The sequence below is a fragment of the Acinetobacter sp. BY419 genome (genome assembly GCF_019038395.1).
Classification (GTDB): domain Bacteria; phylum Pseudomonadota; class Gammaproteobacteria; order Pseudomonadales; family Moraxellaceae; genus Acinetobacter.
On sequence record NZ_JAGFXZ010000059.1, the window covers coordinates 1 to 5419 of the forward strand.

A 5419-nucleotide genomic window follows, 5' to 3' on the forward strand; every position below is an offset into this window, starting at 1 on the left:
TGAGGATCAGAAAGCTTGTTTGAATCGATGTATTTCATCCGCAGATTATGCACGAATGCTAAGAAATCTGGAGTGCAAATATTAACCAAAAGAAGATCGTTTTTTGATTTATGAAAGAGATCTATTACCCAACTCAAAAATTTTAACGATTTATAATGGCCTGGATATAAAATATATTGAGCAACAAAAATCAATACAACCCCAAAAGATTTGGGATTGTATATTTGTTGGCCGCTTAAGCCATGAAAAACAGCCAGAACATGCTATTAGGGCATTTGCAAAATCTCAAAAAGCAAAAAAGCTGCTTATTGTTGGAGAGGGTGATTTAAAACATGCGCTACAAGATTTGTGTAAACAACTGAATATTGAAAATTGTGTTGAATTTATTGGATGGGTCAACAATCCATATGCATATATCCAGCAAAGTCGTTTATTAATTTCAAGCTCGATTAGTGAAGGTTATGGTTTAGTGATATCAGAAGCACTTTATCTTGATATTCCTGTAGTCGCCTATAATGTAAGTGATGCGATTTATCACCAATTAAGTATCGCAAATCTAGAAGAAAATTTGGTTACACCCCAAAATATAGATGAATTAGTAGAAAAAATAGATCAAAATCTGAATCAAACATATCATGCTCATTTTGAGAAAAAACAGCTCTCGAATGAAACTATGATTGAAAAATTTTTAAACCTTATCAAGAAAGATCATTATTAAAATGCTTAATTTAACTATCATCATCCCCATTTATAATGTTGAGAAGTATATCATTGACTGTATTCAAAGCATCATTCATCATCTGGATGATCGCATTGAGGTTCTATGTATAGATGATGGATCAACAGATCAATCTATTGATATTTTAAAAGACTATTTGAATCAGCAACCCGAAGCTCTTGTAAAAAATATCAGAATCTTTCAACAGAAAAACTCAGGTGTAAGTGCTGCCAGGAATCTGGGTATTTCTCATGCACAAGGCACATATCTTACTTTTCTGGATCCAGATGATGTCCTTTTAGATGCTTACTTCAAAGACATAAACTTAGCTCTTTTAAGTAATGCAGATGTGATTACTTTTGGATATAAAAAACTCTCTGAAGATTTAAAACCAAGCACTCAGCAATTCATTCCTCACTTATTGAATGAAAAGATTAATGGTCTACAAAGCAATCAAAATGCGCTTATCGAAATTTTCAACTATAATCGCTGGTTTTCTGGCATTCATGTATATAAAACAAGTCTCTTCAAAGATATTAAATTCCCAAAACTAACTCACTATGAAGATGCTGCAACCATTCCAAATGTAATGCTAAAAGCAACCTCATTTTACACGATCCATAAAGCCTTATATGGATATCGCATACGCTCAAGTAGTGCTACAAATTTCAAACAAGCCTCTAATATTGATAAATCATTGACCTGTCTCGAACAACTAATTCCAATATTCATTGAGAAAACTAAGGTACAGGCAATTTTCATAATTCCATTAATGCATTTTTTTTATATTTATATCTATCAAAGTACCAAATTCAAAAACAAGCAAACTGCAAAATTGAACTGGAAAAAATTCTCTCATCAGATTCAGCAATTACCTCTTTCTGGGACATTAATTAAAAATGAACATAATCGAATTTTATATCATTGCTTAAATTTAGGGCTACATGGTTATTATGTATCTAAACTAATTAGTCGCCTTTTACGTTCGCTCAAAAAACGCTTAGGGAAACCTTATCATCAATGATCTACTTTAGATAATTAGATCTAAATATCTACTGGCCGCATAATCAGGTAAAAACTTTCTATCCAACGTGATTGGAGCATTGCCTGATTGCTGTAAAGCAATAGAAATTTTATCTGATAATGCTGAAATTTCACCAAGTTCAACCAAACAATCTGACGGCAAAATTTCATTTGGTCCCGATGGACAATCAGTACTAATTACAGGTGTACCCAAAGCTAAAGCTTCTAGAATGACCAAACCTAACCCTTCAAAATCAGAAGATACCACCATTAATTTTGCATGTTTTATATAAGGATATGGATTCTTTTTAAAACCTGTAAAAATAACTTTATCTTCAATACCTAAATCTTTAGCTAATTTTTTAGATGCTTCTAATAACTCACCCGTACCGACCAGAACCAATTTTTCCTGAACATTCGCTTTTGCATAAGCTTTAATTAAAATATCATGTCGCTTCTGTTGTTTAAATTTTCCAACATTAACAATGTAAAGTGCATCAACATCTGGCACATATGCATTTGCTGTTGAAACAACCTGCTCAACATCAATCGGATTATAAATGGTTGTTATTCGGCTTTCAGAACCAAAAACCTCAATAAAATCTTTTTCAACACCTTTACTGACTGCCACGCATGGTTTTGCTAAATAAATTTTAGTCAGCTCTTTTCGCATCCCTTCCAGTCTCTCGCCATATTCAAGACTAGTCGTGTTATGAATCACTAAATGTACATTCGGCAACTGACTTTTAGACAAAATAAAATCGACTGGAAATAAATTTGAAAGCACTAAATCAGGCGTACCGATATTTTTTAATACAAATTTATCAAATGCTTTTGCTGCAAAACCGGCACGCATGAATTTAGGAATTGCACGATATTTTTGATAATCAAAAAAGTGAAGTTTCACCCCTTCAGGTACAGGCAAATCAATAATATTTTTAAAATAAACTATATGAGCTTCATGACCTGCATCAACTAAACCCTTTGCTAAAGTTAAAGCAAAACGTTCAGCTCCATTTCCCTGCAAAGTAAAAATGGCCAATACAATTGTTTTTTTCATGCAGTATTAATCCCGAATAAATTTTTCTTGATTGAGTTTAATCAATCTTTTTTCTGCTTTTCCCATGACCTGAAAATATCGTATAGCCATCGCAATCTGCCCAACTAACCGTCTTTTCTTGAACGCAATTTTTTCAGCGAATGAATTAAATTCAGCCTTAAAATTTTCAGAGCGCCCAATGGTCGAATCAAAACTTTTTTGTTGAATTAGACCATAAGCAGCAAGTTGATCTTCTTGGATAATCACTGCAGGTTCGACTTGTAAACACTGCAATTCATAAGCCGAAAATATAAATCCATCTGCAATCGCCGGTGCTGTCCGCGCTAAACGATTTAATAGTTTTTTCGCACCACTTGGATATAAAATATAACCTGCTGCTCCGGTACGATCTTGATATAAATTATATAATTCGACCTGAGCCTGATTTAGAGTAAATGCAGGGGTTCGACTAATAATTTTTTTACGACTTCTAACTTCCAGGTTAATTAAATCCACATCTTGAATTTGATGCTGTTCGATTTCATTTAAAATTTCTTTTGTATTTGAGGCGAGTACCGCATCATCCTCAAGAATTAAACAGGGTTGATTTCTATTCAGTACTTCTTCCCAAGCTTTTTGATGACTTAAAAAGCAAGCCACCTCAACTTTACGCAAAGGCCGTTGCCAACCAAAACCTAGTTTCTGGTATTGTTCTTCACTCAGATTGGCAACTGAAAATGCCTCTAATACTTCAAAATTCAAGCCTAGTTTTTCAAATTGTTTTTTTTGAAAATCAAGACGATCCCGTGATGTTTTTAAATTAACAATTAAAATATTCACGCTTACCACCATCTCGTTTTTTCACGAGTATGACGCTGTTTAAAGCGTGAGTACACATTGTTATTCTGGTCAAGCTGCAATCTGTCAAAAACTTCCACCACAATTTGCCCAAGCTCATGGGTCTCACATATTTGTTCTAGACGCCAGCGCATATTACGCAAGGTATCATCTGTTCCTACAGCAAATGCGGAAGTACCATCAAACAAGGCATAGCGCTGTTGCTGTAATAAATCCTGATGCTGGGGATTGACTTCGAGTGACTGATCACATAAAAAACGTTCGGTTTCTTGAAGCTTGATTGTATTGATCAGTATCACTGCGTTCATCAAAATTGCTGGTAATAGCGGATCATCTTCTAGATCAATAAAAGTATCACAGGCAGAAATCAACCAACGAGTATTTAATGAGGCCAATAGATAGTCTCGTTCAGTCATCCATAATGCTTTAAATTTCGAATAGTTATTCTGAACATCTACTTCACGACGAATGAGTACAATCAAACTGGCATGATAATGATTTAGCGCTGACTGACCGACGAATTCCTGCTCAAGCTGCTCAATATGTTCATTTAAATCTTTAGCTGAACCATGGGTATAATAAGCTTCTTTCCCTTCAATAATCTGATTTTTAAGAGCATTGAGGTCTACGTCATTAAACTGAGCGTAGACCTTATCTGCTCCAAATCGACGTTGATGGCGACTAAATGAAAACCATTGTTCGAATTTACTTTTTTTTCTTACCGGCATTTGAAATCAAATCTCATTCAATCCTACATTTATTCAGCTTACTGCCAGGCATCCTTAATCCATTGCGATGGCAACACATAACGGTACCATTTACCACCACCACCATTCACCGCATCTGGCGGATTAATCTCACCATGAAACACAATAATCTTGGCACCTTCGGGCTTCACAGGTGGCTTGAAATAAGCCATTGGTATTTTTTGCAGGCAGTGATATTTATAACTCTTACACCAGCTATCCGGCCAATAAGAAAGTTTTTTCTCTTGATCTACGTACCAAGATAAATAGGCCTGTTCATTCCGGAATTTCTGACGGATTTCATCAAAGTTTTCACGAAAATAAGGCAAAAGCCCCGGAAAAGCACCCAGCTTAAAACGGTAGACCGAACTGTTGCCGGTAATCCGCCAAGGACGTTTCCAGTCATGAATAATCAGAAAATCACCTGGGTAGGTAAAGAACTCATCGATGTTATCAACAATGACCACATCAAGATCTAAGAATAGCGCATTACCTTCTAAACCATATAAATCTGGTTCAAAAGTAGAAAGCTTGTTCCAGCCACGCTCAGGCGCACCTTCAGGCAATGCCAGAGGTGGAATTGGGAAACATTGCACCGCAGGATCAATTCCTTCAGTACGATCCGTCAGACAGACCATTTTAAAGTCGACTGTCGTATGTCGTTTAACCATGTTGTATAAACGATTGACGTATTCAGAACCGTATTTGGTTCCCCATTTCATACAAATAACGATGTTACTCATTGCGTATGCCTAAGCTCATCTTAAAATCTTCTAGATACCGAATATGATGACATAAGTTCGGCAGAATAAGTATATCCCTTAAAAAAAACCTCTCAAATGAGAGGTTTTTTCAAACAGTAAATTATTACTTATTTCACGTACGTTAACCAATGTGCATATTTAGGATCTTTGCCCTGAACTGCATCAAAGTAAGCTTTCTGGATTTGAGTCGTGATTGGACCACGGACACCTTCACCAATTTGGCGGTCGTCATATTCACGAATTGGCGTCACTTCTGCAGCAGTACCGGTAA

The 5419-nt window shown here is 35.6% G+C and carries 6 protein-coding genes and 1 pseudogene; 2 read left to right on the forward strand and 5 right to left on the reverse strand.

The genetic code is table 11. From position 1 onward, the window contains the following. Positions 1-103: 103 nt before the first annotated feature. A complete protein-coding gene (locus KUG37_RS14380) occupies positions 104-718 on the forward strand; it encodes a glycosyltransferase (protein WP_216938276.1) in 615 nt (204 codons plus the stop codon). Between the two features lies 1 nt (position 719). Next, complete coding sequence (locus KUG37_RS14385) at positions 720-1742, forward strand: glycosyltransferase (protein WP_216938278.1); 1023 nt, start codon at positions 720-722, stop codon at positions 1740-1742. 6 nt (positions 1743-1748) lie between these two features. On the opposite strand, the gene KUG37_RS14390 is transcribed toward KUG37_RS14385, so the two are convergent. From KUG37_RS14390 to KUG37_RS14410, 5 genes and pseudogenes are all read right to left on the reverse strand, one after another. Next, positions 1749-2801, reverse strand: a complete 1053-nt coding sequence (locus tag KUG37_RS14390) for a glycosyltransferase (protein WP_216938280.1) — start codon at positions 2799-2801, stop codon at positions 1749-1751. A 6-nt stretch (positions 2802-2807) separates the two neighbouring features. Continuing rightward, positions 2808-3620 carry a glycosyltransferase family 25 protein gene (locus KUG37_RS14395; protein ID WP_367947487.1) on the reverse strand — a complete coding sequence of 271 codons (813 nt, stop codon included), beginning with the start codon at positions 3618-3620 and terminating at the stop codon, positions 2808-2810. Positions 3621-3622: 2 nt separating this feature from the next. Next, on the reverse strand, positions 3623-4366 hold the full coding sequence (locus KUG37_RS14400) for a hypothetical protein (RefSeq protein WP_216938284.1): 744 nt from the start codon (positions 4364-4366) through the stop codon (positions 3623-3625). Positions 4367-4404: 38 nt separating this feature from the next. Further along, positions 4405-5127 (reverse strand): glycosyltransferase, encoded by a 723-nt coding sequence (locus KUG37_RS14405; RefSeq protein ID WP_216938286.1) that lies wholly within the window; start codon positions 5125-5127, stop codon positions 4405-4407. 128 nt (positions 5128-5255) lie between these two features. Further along, positions 5256-5419 (reverse strand): annotated as a pseudogene (locus KUG37_RS14410) (branched chain amino acid aminotransferase); the annotation flags it as partial.